Here is a 19,239-nt window from a genome sequence, read left to right as displayed (position 1 = left end):
GGCATCTCTTAAAACTGTTTTCTGAAGATCTTTCGCTCAGGCCTTCTTTTTCGGAGGCATTTTTTCGTATTTGTCAATCATCTCGTTGATCTCCCCAGTCTCTCTTACTTTCCCTCTTTCTAAGATCAACGCTCGATCACATATTTTACGGAGAGGGTTTAGACTGTGAGAAACAACCACCAAGGTTTTACCCTCTTCTCGCAGTTGTAACATCTTCTCATCACATTTTTTCTTAAAGTCTTTATCTCCCACTGCCAACACTTCATCCACAAGAATAATATCGGCATCAATATGGATAGCAATCGAAAATCCAAGACGCGCCTTCATTCCAGAGGAGTAAAACTTAACTGGAGTATTAATGAAATCACCTAGTTCCGAGAACTCCCTGATCAGGGGAGACACTTGTTCCATTCGCTCTCTACTCAGACCAAAGATCGCACAGTTGAGGCGAATATTCTCTTCGCCAGTCAAATCCCGGCTCAACCCCGCTCCTAATTCAATAAGAGGCGCGACTTTGCCGTTAATTTGCACTTTCCCAGCATCTTGTTGAATAATTCCACTCAGTACTTTAAACAGGGTACTTTTCCCTGCCCCATTCTTACCGATGATCGCATAGCCTTCGCCTTGTTTAATGTTAAAAGAAACATCATCGAGCGCAACAAACTCTTCATACATTTTTTCCCGCTTGGCCAAAGAAATAAAGCGACCTTTTAGCGTTTTATCATATGGTTTACGAAAATGTTTGGATATGTGCTCCACCACAATGGCATCATTCATTAGATCACTTCTCCTACACGACGACTCAGTCGTTTAAAGCTATAGCGTGCAATGATATATAACACCAGCGTAAAGATGATTGAATACGCAATCTGATTAACGCTCACCATGCCCGTCTTACTCACTGGGAAGTACAATTGATGGTACAAGTTGGTGATGGCCACCATTGGATTCAGTTGATAGAGGAAAGTGAACACTTCCCACGAGATACCGAAAGGAAGGGTATGCAGGCTTCCCGGTGGACCACCTTGCAGGATGGTTAATGGATAAATAATAGGAGTTAGATACATCCACCCTCTTAATACAAGGGTGATAATAAACTCTACATCCCGATAATAAACGTTTAATGCTCCCAGTAATAGAGCGAAGCTGAAAGTAAGGAGCGCTTGCAGTAAAACTAAGAAAGGCAGATAAAGAAAGTGAAGCCACTGTATTTCTCCTGGGTTAACGATGACAGCAACCAAAAAGACGAGTGCAAGAGCAGGTATTAAATTTACGATATTTGCTAACACGTCGGTTAGAGGAAATATCTCCCGTGGGAAATAGATTTTCTTTAGGAGCGACCCATTTCGTGAGAGTGAAGTCATTCCACGCTTTAACGTATTATTAAAGAACATCCAAGGCATTAAGCCTGATAATATGAAAAGTGGGTAGGTACCATTAAAATCATCAGCAAAGCTTCGTCCGATCACAGAGAAAACCAAAGCGTAAATCACCATCAAACCCAATGGCTCTAATAAAGTCCAAAAGAAACCAAAAAACGAATTGCGATAACGAATACGAATTTCCTTATGCACAAGAAAATAAATAAGTTCTCTGTACTTGAAAAGCTCTCGAAACATATGAAGACTCCTTATCTCCATTGAAACCCGTTTAACAGGATTCAAAAATAAAAGACTTTCACATCAAATATAACCAAAACAATCTTATTTATCATAAAGGATCCGTAACCAATTTTCAAGGGAAGATCTTCTTCCTCTTTCCCTAAACAGAGAGAAGGAAGAGCAACAGCTCTTTCCTTCTCTCCTCATTTATTCAGTTCTAATTTGTAACTAGATCAGCACCCATGTTAATAAAAGCTTAAAATCATTTTGACTGAAAGTTAAAACAAGATCCACCTACTTTAATGCTGCGATGGTAAGATAGAAGCGTGCCGTAGTTTTCAGGATCAAAATAAGCAGGAACAAGGCGACCAGATAGGCAGCAAAGGGAGCTTGTATTGCTGTTTGCGCCAAAACGGCAATCACCAGGACAGCAAAGAAACCAGGCAACCCTGTTAAGAATGCAATCCATTCATTCAACTGCGAGGTCTTGCGCATATCGGTTACAGGATCACTCTCTTCACTCTTTGTCTGTGCTAGGTGAAAAGAGAGTGGAACGAGCAAGGCCATCGTCGATATCAAGGAAGCACAATAGATCAACATGTTCATGGAAAATGACAATGGATCTCCATAGAAAGTAGCGAGAATGGAGAGCGCAAATGAAGTCAGCATCGGGATACTCATGGCACGAATCAATGTGTCCAGAAAAGCCCCTTTCTGACTGGTAATTCCCTTAATCCTAGCCACTTCTCCATCCACACAATCTGCCATATAACCGAGGTTATAAAACAGAGCCGCTAAGAGGAATGCCCATCCTTGACCAATCAACATCATTGTCCCTGTCAAGAAAAAGAAGAACAAGCTCATCCAACTAATTGCATTGGGTGTAATCCTTGTCTTACTTAACGCCACCGCACCGTAAATCGACACACGGCGCAGAACATACCATGTCCAGATATCTTCTAAAGCCCGTGGCTTTTGACATTCTCTGCGCAAAGCAAGGATTTCTTCTGAATCAAAAGGGAGGGTGGGGCGATCCAATTGTGCTTTTTCCTCCGCTGAAATCTGTCGCGAGTCTTCTTGTTCCTTTTCAGGCTTTTCCATATGCGAATCACTCCAAAGATACGACTTCACTAAACCAACGAAGGAGCCTATTCCACGACTCGTATGCAACAGAAAGAAAGACATCATACTGGGTAACAAATAGTTTATCCCTTTTTGCTTCACAATCCCCATTGACGAACTAAAAAGAAGAATAGAATAAAGAGCAAAAATGCTGAGTAAAGCCGCTTTAGCCACAAATGAGAAGAAGGAAGCGATCAGCAAACCCGCACCAATCAACAGAGCAAATAGCGGAATCAAGTGACGCAGACGAAGCACACCCGCTCCTCTCTTTCTGGCAACCATTGTCCATTTTCCGTCACCATAAGATTTCTTTATGAATGAGGAGACGGTATTTCGAACATAATAGGTAGAACGAATCGCTGTCGATAAATAGAATCCTTTACCTGTTTGGCGGATTCTGGAATGCATTTCAAGGTCTTCGTTTCTCTTCAAGCCTTCATCAAAATAGCCTACTTGCTCAAAAACATCTCGTCTGTATGCAGCATAGGGTACCGTGTCCACATACCCTTCCCAGTCTTTCTTCGCTGTACGGAATTTGGAGTTTCCTACTCCAAAAGGATGAGAGTAAACATGAGCATTTACTTCACCCCAGAAGCCTGTGCCTACAGATTCAATCATCCCACCGACACACGCCGCATCCGGTACTTTATTGGCTACTTGGTACGTCTTCGCTAAGAAATCAGCAGGAATTTGACTATGTCCATCCACCCGGATAACATACTCTCCCTTTGCTTCTTTAATTCCAAGGTTCCAGCCCGTCGCTAGCGTTTGTTTGGGGTTGATTAGATATTGAATGCGATTTGGATATTTCTTTACATATTTTTTAATGATTTCTTGGGTTGAATCGGTCGATTCCCCATCTATAACAATGATCTCGTAGTTTTCATTCGGGAAATCTTGGTTTAAAATAGATTCCAATAAAAAACTAATGTGCGTTTCTTCATTTCGTACAACCAATAAAAAAGAAAAGATTAGCTGTTCCTCTATTGGAGACGCGCCAATCATCACATCATGAGGTGTTTTACTCATGTCCATTCACTCTTTCATTATCACCTTTGGTGACAGAATAAGTACCTATATCATAACAGGTTCTGCGCCAAACGACAATGTAAAAAAGGAGTTTTTGGTTATTTTCGTTTCCTAGTTACTCTATCCTTTCATTTAATAGAGATCATAAAAGGAAGATGACTGCACCTAAGTGAACCCACCTTCACTCTGGAAGCAGTCATCTTTAGCGACAGCAACTTTAGACGCCTGTATATCCTCATTCTCTTCATTTATACATGCACGATCCGAATCGTTCTAACAAATGAAGTAGCCTTAGACTCCCCTATTAACAATCGCTTTGTTTCCAATATCTGTGCGCACATGAGCACCAGCAAATTGGATTTGTGCGACGCGGGTGTACGCTTTTTCTTTGGCAGTCGCAATATCCGTTCCCAAAGCAGTTACACCCAATACACGCCCCCCGTTGGTAACAAGTCCGTCAGCTGTCCATTTGGTTCCCGCGTGAAAGACCATTTCTTCTCCCATCTCTAGATTTCCTGCGATCGGAACCCCTTTCTCGTATCCTCCTGGGTACCCTCCAGATGCCATCACCACACAGAGTGCCGCCCCTTCTTTCCAAGTAAGGGACTGTTCACTTAAACGACCATCAACGACCGCTTCCAAGACGTCGACCAGATCCTGTTGCATGCGAGGCAAAACGACTTGTGCTTCCGGATCACCAAAACGGGCATTAAACTCGATTACTTTTGGTCCCGCATCCGTCACCATCAAACCAGCATAAAGAACACCGCGATAGTGAATTCCTTCGCTCCTTAGAGCACGAGTAATGGGAAAAACAATCTCCTCCATCGTACGCTCCACTACCGATGAGGGGAGATGAGGAACAGGGGAATACGAACCCATCCCTCCTGTATTGGGGCCTTGGTCATCATTAAAGACAGGTTTATGATCTTGCGCTGGCGCCATGGCTACTACTGACTCGCCGTCGACAAAAGCCATCAAGGACATTTCTTCCCCATTTAAGAATTCTTCAATGACGACTTCACTACCCGCTTCTCCATATGCCTCCTGTTCCATCATATTCTTCAATGCCTCTTCCGCTTCGGCAAGGGTATGTGCAACCACAACGCCTTTCCCTGCTGCCAATCCGTCCGCCTTGACGACAATCGGCGCTCCCACTTCTCGCACATATTGCTTCGCTTCTTCATATTCAGAAAAAGCCCGGAAATGACCCGTGGGGATGTGGTACTTTTGCATCATCTCCTTAGCAAAGCGCTTACTTCCTTCTAGTTGAGCGGCTCGTTTCGATGGACCAAATATTTTTAATCCACGTTCTTCAAATTGATCCACAATGCCTGCTAACAATGGGGCTTCTGGTCCAACGATGGTCAGATCGATCGCTTCTTGCTCGACAAATTGTATCAACTCGTCAATTTCGCTTCCATCAAGGGGGACACAGGTAGCAAGTTCCTTCATTCCTCCATTTCCCGGCGCACAAAACAAGGCTGTTACTCTGGAGCTCTGCTTTAACTTCCATATCAATGTATGTTCTCTACCCCCACTACCGATGACCAGAATACGCATCCATTATTCCTCCCATATTCAACAAATAGAAAAGCTTGTCCTACAGACTGAAATCAGCCGACAGACGTGGCTGATTTCTCCTATCACTTACGATAATATCGCACTGAAAAAAAAGAGTAGGATCGTGACCAGAATTAAGGTGAGTGACAAATCAATGCGTAGGCTTCCAATCATGCGCTGACGACGACTTCGTGATGTTGTCACGCCCCCTAGCCATAGTGCCATAAAGAAAAAGGTAGCACCAATTACCTTCAAACTTTCTAACCAAAAAACAGGCGTACGGTCTAACCAAGCCGTCATCAACCAGCTTGCGAGTAGCGTAAGTACAAAGAGTCCCAATGTCCACCGAATAACAGGCATTGCCTTCCTCTCCCTGTTCCACTTCTACTCATATATACGCACATCCCACTCATTTGGTCACCTTTTTTAATGATTAAAGTGACGAACTCCTGTAAAGACCATTGCCATCCCATGACGATTCGCTTCTTGGATGGACTCTTCATCTCGAATCGATCCACCTGGCTGGATAATGGCTCTCACACCTGCTAAAGCAGCAACTTCAACGGTATCTTTCATCGGAAAGAAAGCATCGGAAGCTAAGATTGCTCCTGTCACTTTATCGCCTGCTTGACGTATCGCAATTTCTGCTGCTCCCACTCGGTTCATTTGCCCTGCACCAATCCCAATTGTGCCCTTCTCGTTAACCAGTACAATGGCATTCGATTTCACATGCTTCACCACTTTCCAGCCAAAGAGAAGTTGCTCCCACTCCTCAGGAGTTGGTTGTCTCTCTGTCACCACACGACAATCCTGTACTTCGATTTCTTTTTGATCTGCTTCTTGCATTAAGAGACCACCACTTACACTTTTCACTTTCATTCTCTGTCTCTTCATTTTAAATGAAGGGTTATTCACCTTTAACAAGCGCAAATTTTTCTTTGCTTGAAGAATGGTCAAAGCTTCTTCTGTAAAGGAGGGTGCGGCAATAACCTCTAGAAAAATTTCGTGCATTCTGGTAGCTGTCTTGCCATCCACTTCGCGGTTACAAGCAACGATCCCCCCAAAAATGGAAGTCGAGTCCCCTTCATAAGCATGATCAAAAGCTTCCGCCATATTTTCTCCTTGACCGATACCACAAGGGTTGGTGTGTTTAACAGCTACCACAGTCGGCTTTGTGAACTCTTGAACCATTTGCAGTGCCGCATCCGTATCTTGGATATTATTATAGGACAGTTCTTTGCCATGTAGCTGTTCAGCCATGGCGATGCTCCCTTTATCTGCTAAAGGATCTTGATAAAAAGCGGCATGCTGATGAGGGTTCTCCCCATAGCGTAGGGAGTTTTTGAGTAAGAAAGGAAGGGTTAATTCTTGAGGGAATGATGGTTCATCCTCTTTCGAAGAGACGCGTTCAGATAAATATTGTGCGATGATGGCATCATAATGAGCCGTATGCTGAAAAGCTTTAGCTGCTAAACGCTGACGCGTATAAGCATCAATTTTACTCTTTGCTTTCAGTTGCGCAATCACTTCATCATAATCGGCCGCATCAACCAATACCGTTACATCCTCATGGTTTTTGGCTGCTGCCCGAATCATGGAAGGGCCACCAATATCAATATTTTCGATCGCTTCAACGAAAGTTACATCCGGTTGCGCGATCGTTTGTTGAAAAGGATATAGATTGGTAATAACAAGATCAATCGGTTGAATCTCTTGTTCGGCTAGTTGACGCTGGTGGTTTTCACAGTCACGCATAGCCAAAATGCCTGCATGAATACGCGGGTGCAGTGTTTTCACCCGACCATCCAGCACTTCTGGAAAACCCGTCACTTCAGACACAGCCGTTACAGCAATACCTGCTGCTTCCAATGCTTTTTTGGTGCCTCCGGTAGACACGATTTCATAACCTAGTTGAGTCAATGCGTCTGCCAACGAGACAATCCCCGTTTTATCATAAACACTGATGAGTGCGCGTGGTTGTTTCGACAAAGTCATTCCCCTTTTCCTCATTTCCCTATGAAAGTCTCCGAGAACCTGATGCTCCCATGTTGTAAAAAGCGGACTTCCTACATCATGAATAAGAAGCCCCTAGCTTCGTTCGCACCGCCTTCGTCTCGGTCCCTTCGATTATATGGCGGATGGTCTGTGGATAGAGTTGATGCTCCACCTTCTGTATTTTTGCTGTAACTGTTTCACGGTCTTCCCCTGGTAGAATCGGAATGGGCTCTTGTGCAATGATCGGACCCGTGTCCATACCTTCATCTACAAAATGAATGGTGACTCCCGTCCAATGAACACCGCATGCCAACGCCTGCCCGATGGCGTCCTTCCCAGGAAAAGCTGGGAGCAGTGAAGGGTGGATGTTGATCGTTTTTCCCCAATAAGGATGAAGCAAGGTGGGACCAATCAAGCGCATGTAGCCAGCTAAAACTAACCATTCTATTTGGTATCGTTGAAGAGTCGCCAGTATTGCTTCTTCGTACGCCTCTTTGGAGGAATATTGTTTAGGGGAAAACACCTCCACATGGATTCCCAGTCGCTCGGCTCGACGAGTAGCAACCGCTCCAGGACGATCACAGATCAACACCTTAATCTCCTGTTCCCATTGTTGCTTTTTAGATGCTTCCACCAGGGATTCGAAGTTGGAGCCACTACCGGAAGCAAATACGGCAATCCCCATTAGTTGGTCCCACCTTTCCAATGAAACCCTTGCTCACTTGTGATAATTCGTCCGATTACGAAGGCACGCTCACCCAAGTTCGTCAGTTTTGCACAAGCTTCCTCCGCCTCCGCTCTGGGTACACAAAGGACCATACCGATGCCCATGTTAAAGGTGCGCAACATATCTTCTGGTGAAATCTGACCTTCCTTCTCAATACGGGTAAAGATTTCAGGTACCGTCCAACTTTCTCTGTCCACCTCTACCCCATGCCCCAGAGGAAGCATCCGCGGAATGTTTTCAATGAGGCCACCACCTGTGATATGAGCCGCTCCTTTCACCGTTATGGACTCCCGTAGAGAAAGCAAAGAACGTACATAAATGCGGGTAGGACGTAACATTTCCTCTCCTAAATCCGGTTCGTGCTCCAGACGCGATGGATGATTGCCCAGTAATACCTTGCGTGCGAGGGAGTAGCCATTGCTGTGAAGTCCAGCAGAAGCAATCCCGATCAGCGCATCCCCTGCTTGAATGGACTGGCCCGTCCAAATCTCCGCTCGTTCTACTCCACCCACGGCAAAGCCGGCAAGATCATACTCTCCGTCCGCATACATACCTGGCATTTCCGCCGTTTCTCCACCGATGAGAGCACAACCAGCTTGCTCACATCCATCGGCAATCCCTTTAACCACTTGCTCTGCTTGCTGGGGTTCCAAATGACCAGTTGCTAAATAGTCGAGAAAGAAGAGCGGTTGTGCCCCCTGCACCACAATATCGTTCACACACATCGCCACGCAGTCAATCCCGATCGTGTCATGGCGATCAAGTTGAAAAGCCACTTTCAACTTCGTTCCCACACCATCTGTGGCAGAAACAAGAACAGGATGTTGCCATCCACCTAAATCAAAGAGACCACCAAACCCACCGATCCCTCCCATTACTTCCGGACGGAGGGTACGCGCTACATGCGATTTCATCCGATGAACCGCTTCATTGCCCGCATCAATGTCCACACCCGCTCTTTTATATGCTTCGCTCATCGTTTCCCCTCCAGCGCATAGATGGACTCAATCTGTGTTGGATATTCCCCATTGAAACAGGCTAAGCACTGCCCGCAGTTCGGCTCGTTACTCTCCCGTCCAATCGCTTGAATCATACTATGCTCGCTTAAAAATTGCAGAGAGTCCGCCCCGATCACTTCACGAATCTCCTCTACGGTATGATTCGCCGCGATCAACTGCTCTCGGTCCGCTGTATCAATGCCATAGAAACAGGAGTAGCGCACAGGAGGAGAACTGATACGCACATGCACTTCCGTCGCCCCTGCCTCCTTTAACATCTGTACAATTCGACGACTTGTCGTTCCACGAACCAGGGAATCATCTACCATGACCACTCGTTTTCCTTCCACCACTTTGCGTACGGCGCTTAGTTTCATCTTTACGCCTTGTTCCCGCAATTCCTGACTGGGTTGGATAAAGGTTCGACCGACATAGCGATTTTTTATCAGACCCAATTCATACGGAATCCCCGCAGTTTCCGCATAACCGATGGCAGCCGAAGTACTAGAATCCGGCACACCTGTCACCACATCCGCCTCAACCGGAGCCTCTACAGCCAATTGTCGTCCCAACCGTTTGCGTGCAAGGTGCACATTCACACCTTCGATATCACTATCGGGACGGGCAAAATAAATGTATTCAAATGAACAGACAGAACGGCGTTGAACCGCAGCAAACCGCTCTGCACGCAGTCCTGTACGATCGACGATTAACATTTCTCCTGGGCCAACTTCTCGTACATAGCTGGCTCCCACTGCATCAAATGCACACGTTTCCGAAGCAAACACATAGGCATCCCCCAACATCCCCATCGAAAGAGGACGCAGTGCGTGTGGGTCTTGCGCCACAATCAATTGATCTGTCGACATAATGACCATCGCATACGCCCCAACCAATTGATTCAGTGCTTCCTGCACACGATCTTCCAAGCGCGGCTTCGTGGAACGAGCAATCAGATGAGCAATCACTTCGGTATCTGTCGTAGTCTGAAAGATGGAGCCGCTTCGTTCTAGTTCCTGTCGTAAACGCTCTGCATTAACCAAGTTGCCATTGGTGGCGAGAGCAACGGGACCTTCTCCACGGCGGAAAACCAAAGGTTGCACATTCATTAGCGAACTTTCCCCGGTAGTCGAATAACGCACATGACCAATCGCCATGGAGCCGGTCAATTCATTCATGGCGGTATCATTAAACACTTCCGTAACCAATCCCATCCCTCGATGGACATGAAAATCCCCATTTTCGCTGGTAACGATCCCAGCACTCTCTTGCCCACGATGTTGTTGGGCATGTAGGCCATAATAGGTTAAGTGAGCTGCATCTACATGTCCCATGACTCCAAAAACGCCGCACTCCTCATTCAGTTCGTCGAAGATGCATTCATCGCGCATGGTATCGCTCCTTCCCAAATGCGAGTGAGCTCTCTAACCTCTGTTTTTATAACAGTCTCACTGTTCATCCTTACGAGCATATCGTTTCCTGTTACGATACCAATCTCCGAGCAAGGTACGTCCATTTGTACCGCCAAGGCATGGATCTCTTGTACCACCGATGGAGAAGCACTAATTAATACCCGTGATTGGCTTTCGCTAAAGAGAAAGCGGAGTGGAGAAAGTGCTGTTTTCACATCCACTTCAACGCCCAAATTCCCTGCCATACAGGATTCTGCTAGTGCCACCGCAAACCCACCCTCAGCTAGGTCATGCGCTGAAGAAATCCATCCTGACTGGATCGCTGTAAGCACCATTTGCTGCAGACGACTCTCTTTCGCCAAGTCCATGTGGGGGGGACGACCCGCCACTTCACCTGTACATACCTGTTGCCAAACACTACCACCCAACTCGTCATACGTTTCTCCCAGGATCAATAGTCGATCTCCCGACTCCTTCAAACTGAGTGTCGTCGTATGTTTCGCCTCTTCCAATAGTCCAACCATTCCGACCACCGGTGTTGGATAAATCGCTTTGCCACGACTCTCATTATATAAACTGACATTGCCTCCGATGACCGGTGTATTCAGTTCCTGACAAGCCGCACTCATCCCCTCAATCGCTTGTGCCAATTGCCAATAAATATTTGGTTTTTCTGGATTCCCAAAGTTGAGGCAATCCGTCACACCAAGTGGCTTTGCACCGGAACAGACAACATTGCGTGCCGCTTCAGCTACTGCGATCGCACCACCTTGTTTCGGATCCAGATAAACATAGCGTCCATTGCCATCTGTACTCATGGCCAGCGCTTTGTTACTTCCACGTAGCCGAATCACCGCTGCATCGGAACCTGGCTTCACCGCCGTACTCGCCCGAACCGTATGGTCATACTGCTGATAAATCCACTTCTTACTCGCTATATTAGGGGAATTTAGCACCTGCTTTAGTGCTTCTTCCGGACTTGCGGTCAACATCTCTTGCGGAAGCTCAACATTCGCCTGTTCGCGGTAATAAGTAGGCTCTTCTCCCGTGCGCTCATAAACAGGGGCTTCGTCTACTAAGGTATCGACCGGAATATCGGCAACCACTTGCCCCTCATGATAGACGCGATATCGCCCATCATCCGTGACGCGCCCTACCACGGCAGAAGTAAGGCCCCATTTATCCAACACCTCTTTGACTCGTGCCTGCTTCCCCTCTTCGACTACCAAGAGCATCCTCTCTTGGGACTCGGAAAGTAAGATCTCAAAAGGCGACATTCCTGATTCACGTTGCGGCACTTGGTCCAGGTCCAGCTTCATACCCGCTTCCCCTTTGGCCGCCATTTCCGCACTGGAGCAGGTTAGTCCCGCTGCTCCCATATCTTGAATTCCCAATAAAATGCCTTCCTCTACGAGTTCCAAGCATGCCTCTAACAGCAACTTCTCCATAAAGGGGTCTCCTACTTGTACAGCTGGTCGCTTCTCTTCCGAAGCATCACTTAGCTCTTCCGAAGCAAACGTCGCCCCATGAATCCCATCTCGACCGGTACTGGCACCCACGTAAATCACCGGGTTTCCTTTCCCAACGGCCACACCCTTTTGCAGATCTTCATGCTTTAAGACCCCCACACACATGGCATTCACCAGTGGGTTTTCTGCGTAACATTCATCAAAGACCGTCTCTCCTCCAACCGTTGGAATTCCCATCACATTTCCGTAATGAGCGATCCCTTCTACTACCCGCTCCAACAAGTAACGAATCCGCGGTTCTTCAATCGAACCGAAGCGGAGCGAATTAAGCAGGGCAACGGGACGAGCGCCCATGGAAAAGACATCACGAATGATGCCCCCTACTCCCGTAGCGGCACCTTGGAAAGGCTCAATTGCCGAGGGATGGTTATGACTCTCAATCTTAAACACAACAGCCTCTCCATCGCCAATATCAATGACACCCGCTCCTTCCCCCGGACCTTGCAAAATGTGGGGCCCATCGGTAGGAAACATGCGCAGAAGGGGTTTTGAGTTTTTATAGCTACAATGTTCCGACCACATTACACTATAGACACTTACTTCTGTCCAATTGGGGATTCTACCCAAGTGACCAATAACCAATTGGTACTCGTGATCGCTCAGTCCCAGTTCTCGATACAAACCTTGTGTACGTATCTCTTCCGCATTCGGTTCCTGTTTTGTAGTGGTGGTTAGGTTAGGCAACTCCTTCACGCTCCTTCCACGCTTCCAGCATCGATTGAAACATCTTCCGTCCATCTGTAGAACCCATCCACTCGTGTACGGCCCGTTCTGGATGGGGCATCATACCGAGTACATTTCCTCGTTCGTTCACAATTCCAGCAATGCGATCGATCGAACCATTTGGATTTTCTGCCCGATAGCGAAACACAATTTGGTTCTTTTTCTGTAGCTGTTCCAACGTTTGTTCATCACAATAGTAGTTGCCTTCACGATGAGCGATGGGTACATAGGGGGTTTCCTTGGCTGTATAAGCACGTGTAAAAGGAAGGGCCGTATTCTCAACTTGCAAAGGAACAAGATCACAGCGAAATTGGAGATGATCGTTCATGCGCATCGCCCCGGGAAGCAATCCCGCTTCCAATAGGATTTGAAAGCCATTGCATATCCCCACAATCCATTTACCTGCTTCTGCTGCCTGACGCACACCCTCCATCACAGGGGAAAAACGAGCAAGAGCTCCTGTGCGTAAGTAGTCACCATAGGAGAAACCACCAGGCAAGATGATCACATCATAAGTAGAGAGGTCCGTCTGCTGATGCCACACGAGATCGACCGAGACACCCATGACATCTTCCACAGCGTGCACACAATCCTGATCACAGTTAGACCCAGGAAAGACAATTACAGCGACTCGCATGAAGCTTCCTCCTCGATATCAAAGGTGTAATCTTCGATCACGGGGTTGGCAAGCAATTTCTCACACATCATCTTCGCTTGCTCTTCCGCCTGAGCACGGTCGCCAGTCTCTAACCAGACTTCGATTGTCTTCCCCATGCGTACCTCTTCCACTTGTACAAAACCGAGCGAGTGCAGTGAGTTTTTGGTTGCATTCCCCTGTGGATCCAATACACTTTCTTTCAATCGTATATGAATGGTCACCTTCATCATCGGTTTCCCCCTCCTACTCGTTTAAGCACTTCCTGATAACCCTCTACCACTTGCCCCATATCGCGCCGGAAACGATCTTTATCCAGTTTTTCTCCAGTCTCTTGATCCCAAAAGCGACAGGTATCTGGTGAAATCTCATCAGCTAGCAACAGTTTTTCTCCCTCTATCAAACCAAATTCTAGTTTCATATCAATGAGATCGATCCCGTTTTCTACTAGCAGACGGATTAGCTCACGATTGATTTTAAGCGCTTCCCATCTCATTTCGGAGACCAGCTTTGCATCCGCCAATTCCATTACTTCTATGTGGTCTTCTGTAATCAGAGGATCTCCTAAGTCATCATCTTTATAGTAGAACTCGATCAGAGGATAAGGAAGTTCTTTTCCCTCCGGTAAACCAAGACGCTTTGCTAGCGAACCGGCAATCCGATTACGAACAACCACTTCCAAAGGGATAATGGTTACACGTTGCACCAATTGCTCAGTGGGAGAAATCTCTTTCACCCAATGATTCGAGATTCCTTTCTCTTTTAGATATCGAAAGAAAAAGCTGCTGATACGATTGTTCAGCTCCCCTTTGCCTTGCAGGCTTTCCTTCTTCTCTCCATTAAAAGCCGTTGCCTCATCTTTGTATGACACCCAGACTAGCCCCGGTTGATCCGTTTCATAAATTCGCTTGGCCTTTCCTTCGTATAACAGTCCCCGTCGCTCCATCGTGCTCGCTCCTCTCCTGCTTCTCTTACTCTAGCAGACCGACTCTCGCAAAAATCGTATCCACATGTTGCAAGTGATACCGGTAGTCAAAACAGGCTTGGATCTCCTCTGCGGAAAGAATTTGTTGAATCCGTTCATCCCTTTCCACCAGAGATTGGAAAGGCGTCTGTTCTTCCCACGCTTTCATTGCCAACTGCTGTACCCGGTCATATGCTTCTTCACGCTTTAGTCCTTTATCTATCAAGGTGAGAAGCACCCGTTGCGAGTAGATGAGACCATATGTCCGCTCCATGTTTCGCTTCATATTTTCCGGAAAGACGGTCAACTCTTCTACAATCGTAGCAAAGCGGCGCAACATGTAATTCAGGAGCGTCGTCGCATCAGGCAGAATAATACGTTCGGCAGAGGAATGTGAGATGTCCCGCTCATGCCACAACGGGATGTTTTCATATGCCGTTAACATATGTCCACGAAGGACACGAGAGAGTCCACTAATGTTCTCCGAACCCACGGGGTTCCGTTTATGCGGCATGGCTGATGAGCCTTTCTGCCCTTTTTTAAACGCTTCTTCTACCTCACGCAGTTCACTTTTTTGCAGTCCACGAATCTCCACAGCAAACTTCTCTAAGGAGCTAGCGATCAACGCGAGCGTACTAAGGTAGTCAGCGTGTCGATCTCGTTGCAGGGTTTGTGTAGAGATCGGAGCAGGCTGAAGACCTAAGCGATGACAAACCTTTTCTTCCACTGTAGGGTCAATGTTGGCATAGGTTCCAACTGCACCAGAGATCTTGCCAAAGCGGATACCTTCGGCTACTCGTTCAAAGCGTTCTTGATGACGCTTCATCTCTTCATACCACAAGACCATCTTCAGGCCAAAGGTGGTTGGCTCAGCATGAACACCGTGAGTACGCCCCATCATAACCGTCTCTTTGTAGGTGATGGCTTTCTCTTTCAACACCTCTATAAAGTGAGCAATATCCTGACGTAAGACGTCGTTCGCTTTCGTTAGGGTATAGGCCAAGGCAGTATCAACTACATCCGTCGATGTTAGTCCGTAGTGAACCCACTTTGACTCCTCGCCGAGCGTTTCTGCAACTGCGCGGGTAAAAGCGACCACATCATGCCTAGTCTCTGCTTCAATCTCATGAATGCGATTGACATCAATTTGTGCATGAGACCGGATCTTTTCGACCTCTTCATGAGGAATAACGCCTAAGTCTGCCCAAGCTTCGCAGGCAGCAATCTCTACTTCAAGCCAACTCTGAAAGCGACTGGCTTCGCTCCATATCTCTATCATCTCTGACCGCGCATAGCGCTCAATCATACTTTCCACTCCCTTTTGACTCGTACGTGTATCCATTCCTTGCGCGAAACCCCATCATAACGCATTGGCACGCTCTTTCTCCCATATTTCGAGCGATTCCACTTGGGTAAGTGCTTCAGCCAGTGATTCGGCCAACAGGCAAATATGTCCCATTTTTCTTCCTGGCTTCGCTTCTTTTTTTCCATACAGATGCACTTTTATTTCCTCGGGTAGTTGCCCCATTCGCTTAAGCAGAGGCTCTACATCTGGCCCCAATATATTGACCATCACCACTGGGGAGAGCAACCGAGGGCTTCCTAGTGGGAGGCCACACACCGCTCGCAAGTGTTGTTCAAATTGGGAAGTGACACAGGCATCGTAAGTGAAATGACCAGAGTTATGAGGGCGTGGTGCCAATTCATTGACTAAGATTTTTCCCTCTTTCGTGAGAAACATCTCGACAGCGATTAAACCGATCACCGGTAAGGACTCGACGACCAACCTCGCTATCCTTTCCGCCTCTTCTGCAATCGATGCGGGTACTCGTGCCGGCACAATGGTCTGGTGAAGAATATGGTTTCGGTGAATATTTTCTGCCAACGGAAAGGAACGAACCTCCCCTTGTGTATTACGTGCCACCACCACCGATAACTCACAATCAAAGGGAACAAACTGCTCGACGACAAACTCTTCATCCAGCTGGCAAAGGAACGACCATGCCCTCTTCCCATCTTCTGATGACCGAAGAAGTTGCTGACCTTTCCCATCATAGCCACCGGTTGCAGTCTTCATCACACATGGAGTACCAAGCTCTTCAAGTGCCTTCAACACTTCGCTTTCACTACGGACGACTCGAAATGGCGTGACGGGGATACCCGCCGCTTTTAACGCTCGCTTTTCCAATACGCGATGACGGGTAAGTTCCAGTAGATGAGGAGGCTGTGGCATAACACCTTCTTTTTCTAATAAATGTAGGCATCTAGGATCCACATTCTCAAACTCATACGTGACAAGATCACACGCATGCGCCAATGCTTCTGCTGCCTCTTCATCATCAAATGGTGCATGAATTTGTTGATCAGCCACTTGCGCTGCTGGCGCATTGGGCTGAGGGTCCCACACGATAAAACGATATCCCATCTTCCGGCCTTCGAGGATCATCATCCGTCCTAATTGTCCGCCACCTATGATACCAATCGTCTGGCCAGGCAATATCTTCTTTCCTCTAGTTAGTGGTTTCACGAAAGCTCACTCGCTTCCAAAACGTTTTGTCGTATGTCTTCACGTCGCTGATGCAAGCGCTCGCGGATCTCAGGATACTTTATCCCTAGTATTTCAGCCGCCAGTAAGCCCGCATTGGTTGCTCCTGCCGTACCAATGGAGACGGTTGCGACGGGAACACCGCCTGGCATTTGCACTATCGATAATAAGGAGTCCATGCCACTAAGGTTGGACGATTTTATCGGAACACCGATCACCGGAAGAACGGTTTTGGCTGCTACCATTCCTGGTAGATGTGCCGCTCCCCCCGCACCTGCGATAATCACTTCAAAACCTTTCGTTGTTGCTTCTTCTGCAAACCGAAACATTTCATCCGGGGTTCGGTGCGCCGAGACAACTTGGCTCTTGTACTCAATCTCTAGCTCTTGTAGTACCTCACATGTTTTCTGCATAGTAGGCCAGTCTGAGGTACTTCCCATAATGACCGCTACGAGCGGCTCCGCCGACATAGACCATCCAACCTTTCTCCAACATAGTCATGAATAAAAAATGTCCGATGACGCAGGTTTCACTAAGGAAACCTGCGCATCGGACATACCGAAAGGCAGGTTTTCCTCATAGTCCGGTAATTTACGGTTACCAGGTAGAAACGCCCAAGCCCTATCCTTTGGCATATATGAGAAAAACCACATTTAGTTCAATATTGCTTATATCAATGTATTCCCGCTTTCTTCTCCCTCAGTGTACCGTGAGCTGCCGTGCATGTCAATCAAAATACGAACGTTTCTATTTATATTTTCTTCTATCGTTCGTAAAAAGAGATCGAACCCTATTTTGGGATCGATCTCCTATTGAGGAAGCTAGTAATACCTTCCTACTCCTTCTATATACGTTATTCCATTATGCTATGCGCTCTTTTTCGCAAGCTTTTCCTCATGCTTCGCTTCTCCACGTGCCACAACAGCAGCAACCATGGAGTCTCCCGTGATATTGATGGCGGTTCGGCTCATATCAAGCAAACGGTCCACACCCATCACGACGGCAATACCTGCAACGGGCAAGCCTACCGATTCCAATACCATGGCGAGGGTAATCAGTCCCACCCCTGGTACAGCCGCCGTTCCAATGGAGGCGAGCGTCGCCGTCATAATAATGGTCAGCTGATCCACAAGGCTAAGGTCAATACCATACAATTGGGCGATAAACATCGCCGCTACCCCTTGCATGATCGCTGTACCATCCATATTGATGGTAGCCCCTAGCGGGAGTACAAAGCTACTCACTGACTTAGGCACCTTCAAGCCTTTTTCTGCTCGTTCCATCGTCACTGGTAAGGTGGCTGCGCTACTACTGGTTGTAAAGGCAACTTCCATCGCAGGTGCTACCTTTTTGAAGAATGTAAACGGATTCATTTTAGCAAAGACCGCCAACAGACTGCTATACGTAATCACCGCATGGAGGATCAGTGCAATAACCACCGCCAACATATACCAGATCATTTCACCGATGAGGTCGATTCCTGCCTCACCAATGGCACGCGCGATCAAGGCGAAGGCAGCATAAGGCACCAAAATCATGAGAAAATCGACCAATTTCAACATGATTTCATTTCCTTGATCGACAATCTTACGAATGGTATCCACTCTACTTCCTAAGAAAGCCATCGCAATCCCAAAGGCAAGAGCAAAGAAAATGATTTGTAACATTTGACCCTCTGCCATCGCGTTCAAGGGATTCTCCGGCACAATGTTCAAGAGAGTATCCACGACAGGAGGGGGTTCATTAATTTCTGGTGCTTCCGCCTCTCCCAAACTGACGGTATTACCAGGTTGCATCACATTGGCAACGAGCAAAGCAATCGTAATCGCTACCGCTGTTGTCCCCAGATACAGGAGAATGGTTTTTCCACCGATACGCCCGAGCTTCTTTGGATCCGCAATCCCAGCAGCTCCTAATACGAGTGAGAAAAAGACCAATGGTACCACGATCATCTTGATCGCTTTGATGAAAAGCACGCTGACCGGATTGAAGACGTAGTCATTTAGTACAGTAAATACATCCGGTAAGAATAGATTTAAGACGATACCCGTGAGAAGACCTAAACCAATCCCAATGAGGATCTTCTTTGTTAAACTCATCCTTGTAACTCCTCTCTTTATAAGAAATCAGCCGACTGACTCCATCAATCTACTTCCTAAAATACTAGATTAGGAGAAAAATCTGACATCATTATACCATAAGATCAAAAAATGTTCATTAATATGTCATGATTTTTCTTTTTTCTACTTTTTCCCACTGCTTGAACGCTCATTTTTCTACAATGAAAAATGTTGACTGCATCAGGGTAGGCTGTATTCACACTATATGCGCCATAATGTAAAAAAAGTAGCCCATGCACGGGCTACTTCTAACGCT

General features: G+C 46.8%; 17 protein-coding genes and 1 riboswitch. All 17 genes read right to left on the bottom strand.

Going from position 1 to position 19,239, the window contains the following annotated elements; translation table 11 throughout:
- Positions 1–36: 36 nt before the first annotated feature.
- Positions 37–777, bottom strand: a complete 741-nt coding sequence (locus AC6RGY_RS10385) for an ABC transporter ATP-binding protein (RefSeq protein WP_499862699.1) — start codon at positions 775–777, stop codon at positions 37–39.
- Positions 777–1,619, bottom strand: a complete 843-nt coding sequence (locus tag AC6RGY_RS10380; protein WP_499862697.1) for an ABC transporter permease — start codon at positions 1,617–1,619, stop codon at positions 777–779. The genes AC6RGY_RS10385 and AC6RGY_RS10380 overlap by 1 nt, the downstream gene beginning before the upstream one ends.
- Before the next feature lie 276 nt (positions 1,620–1,895).
- Positions 1,896–3,752 carry a glycosyltransferase gene (locus tag AC6RGY_RS10375; RefSeq protein WP_499862695.1) on the bottom strand — a complete coding sequence of 619 codons (1,857 nt, stop codon included), beginning with the start codon at positions 3,750–3,752 and terminating at the stop codon, positions 1,896–1,898.
- Between the two features lie 291 nt (positions 3,753–4,043).
- Positions 4,044–5,315 carry a phosphoribosylamine--glycine ligase gene (purD, locus tag AC6RGY_RS10370; protein ID WP_499862693.1) on the bottom strand — a complete coding sequence of 424 codons (1,272 nt, stop codon included), beginning with the start codon at positions 5,313–5,315 and terminating at the stop codon, positions 4,044–4,046.
- A gap of 87 nt (positions 5,316–5,402) precedes the next feature.
- Positions 5,403–5,675 (bottom strand): hypothetical protein, encoded by a 273-nt coding sequence (locus AC6RGY_RS10365; protein WP_499862691.1) that lies wholly within the window; start codon positions 5,673–5,675, stop codon positions 5,403–5,405.
- A gap of 66 nt (positions 5,676–5,741) precedes the next feature.
- Positions 5,742–7,304, bottom strand: a complete 1,563-nt coding sequence (purH, locus tag AC6RGY_RS10360) for a bifunctional phosphoribosylaminoimidazolecarboxamide formyltransferase/IMP cyclohydrolase (protein WP_499862689.1) — start codon at positions 7,302–7,304, stop codon at positions 5,742–5,744.
- A gap of 82 nt (positions 7,305–7,386) precedes the next feature.
- Positions 7,387–7,995 carry a phosphoribosylglycinamide formyltransferase gene (purN, locus tag AC6RGY_RS10355; protein WP_499862687.1) on the bottom strand — a complete coding sequence of 203 codons (609 nt, stop codon included), beginning with the start codon at positions 7,993–7,995 and terminating at the stop codon, positions 7,387–7,389.
- A complete protein-coding gene (purM, locus tag AC6RGY_RS10350; RefSeq protein WP_499862685.1) occupies positions 7,995–9,014 on the bottom strand; it encodes a phosphoribosylformylglycinamidine cyclo-ligase in 1,020 nt (339 codons plus the stop codon). The genes purN and purM overlap by 1 nt, the downstream gene beginning before the upstream one ends.
- A complete protein-coding gene (gene purF / locus AC6RGY_RS10345; RefSeq protein ID WP_499862682.1) occupies positions 9,011–10,426 on the bottom strand; it encodes an amidophosphoribosyltransferase in 1,416 nt (471 codons plus the stop codon). Before purF ends, purM begins: the two co-directional genes overlap by 4 nt.
- A complete protein-coding gene (gene purL / locus AC6RGY_RS10340; protein WP_499862680.1) occupies positions 10,396–12,660 on the bottom strand; it encodes a phosphoribosylformylglycinamidine synthase subunit PurL in 2,265 nt (754 codons plus the stop codon). The genes purF and purL overlap by 31 nt, the downstream gene beginning before the upstream one ends.
- Positions 12,653–13,336, bottom strand: a complete 684-nt coding sequence (gene purQ / locus AC6RGY_RS10335; protein WP_499862678.1) for a phosphoribosylformylglycinamidine synthase subunit PurQ — start codon at positions 13,334–13,336, stop codon at positions 12,653–12,655. The genes purL and purQ overlap by 8 nt, the downstream gene beginning before the upstream one ends.
- On the bottom strand, positions 13,321–13,587 hold the full coding sequence (purS, locus tag AC6RGY_RS10330; protein ID WP_499862676.1) for a phosphoribosylformylglycinamidine synthase subunit PurS: 267 nt from the start codon (positions 13,585–13,587) through the stop codon (positions 13,321–13,323). Before purS ends, purQ begins: the two co-directional genes overlap by 16 nt.
- Positions 13,584–14,300 carry a phosphoribosylaminoimidazolesuccinocarboxamide synthase gene (gene purC / locus AC6RGY_RS10325; protein WP_499862674.1) on the bottom strand — a complete coding sequence of 239 codons (717 nt, stop codon included), beginning with the start codon at positions 14,298–14,300 and terminating at the stop codon, positions 13,584–13,586. The genes purS and purC overlap by 4 nt, the downstream gene beginning before the upstream one ends.
- Before the next feature lie 25 nt (positions 14,301–14,325).
- On the bottom strand, positions 14,326–15,624 hold the full coding sequence (gene purB, locus AC6RGY_RS10320; RefSeq protein WP_499862672.1) for an adenylosuccinate lyase: 1,299 nt from the start codon (positions 15,622–15,624) through the stop codon (positions 14,326–14,328).
- A 54-nt stretch (positions 15,625–15,678) separates the two neighbouring features.
- A complete protein-coding gene (purK, locus tag AC6RGY_RS10315; protein WP_499862669.1) occupies positions 15,679–16,845 on the bottom strand; it encodes a 5-(carboxyamino)imidazole ribonucleotide synthase in 1,167 nt (388 codons plus the stop codon).
- On the bottom strand, positions 16,842–17,333 hold the full coding sequence (purE, locus tag AC6RGY_RS10310) for a 5-(carboxyamino)imidazole ribonucleotide mutase (RefSeq protein WP_499862666.1): 492 nt from the start codon (positions 17,331–17,333) through the stop codon (positions 16,842–16,844). The genes purK and purE overlap by 4 nt, the downstream gene beginning before the upstream one ends.
- An 89-nt stretch (positions 17,334–17,422) precedes the next feature.
- Positions 17,423–17,524, bottom strand: a riboswitch (purine riboswitch).
- Between the two features lie 205 nt (positions 17,525–17,729).
- Complete coding sequence (locus AC6RGY_RS10305; RefSeq protein WP_499862664.1) at positions 17,730–18,962, bottom strand: dicarboxylate/amino acid:cation symporter; 1,233 nt, start codon at positions 18,960–18,962, stop codon at positions 17,730–17,732.
- Positions 18,963–19,239 lie beyond the last annotated feature (277 nt).

It is taken from the genome of Mechercharimyces mesophilus, assembly GCF_059818345.1.
This window is presented reverse-complemented; position numbering and strand designations above follow the sequence as displayed.